The 567-nt window shown below is 25.7% G+C and carries 1 protein-coding gene; it reads left to right on the top strand.

Annotation, left to right across the window (positions count from 1 at the left end; genetic code table 11):
• Positions 1-64 precede the first annotated feature (64 nt).
• Positions 65-567, top strand: a 503-nt coding sequence (locus DVK01_RS21780; RefSeq protein WP_147435230.1) for a hypothetical protein, incomplete at its 3' end; no start/stop codon positions are given.

The following is a 567-nucleotide window of genomic DNA, read 5'->3' as shown; positions in this document are numbered from 1 at the left end:
TGAAAGTTTATTTGGTAGTTCTACTTCGGATTCTTTTTATACTTTATTTATTCTAGACAATGATATGTCATCTAATATTAAAGTAAAAGAAGAAGATTATAAAAGGTTGGTTACTGCACCTTTCTATCCCATATTAGGAAATACTTTTACCGCTAACATACCCAAAACTAATTTTAATCACTTTACTATAGTAGGAAATATTGATAGACTGCTTTTTTATATCAATAGTAGCAAATATAACGTTAAAAAAGCAGATTACGAAAAAGATAAACTCAGATATAGAGCAGTAAATAATGCTTTTATACTAGCATCGTTAAATTATTTATATATTAAAAAAACAATTTTAAAATTCAAAGCAAACAAAACTTATAGTCAGGATATCTTTGATGACTTAGAACAAAGATATAGAGAAAGTATGCTAATTAGAGGTCTAATACAAGGTTACTCTATTAACTATTTACCATCTCAACAATTACGTGAGATATTAGAAAATGAATTTCTGAATACTAAGGAGTTTGAAGAAATACAAAATATCTATGATCAATATCTTCTCGTTATAAACAGTAA

The sequence above is a fragment of the Haloarcula sp. Atlit-120R genome (genome assembly GCF_003665885.1).
In the GTDB taxonomy this organism is placed as follows: Archaea; Halobacteriota; Halobacteria; order Halobacteriales; family Haloarculaceae; genus Haloarcula; species Haloarcula taiwanensis.
This window is presented reverse-complemented; position numbering and strand designations above follow the sequence as displayed.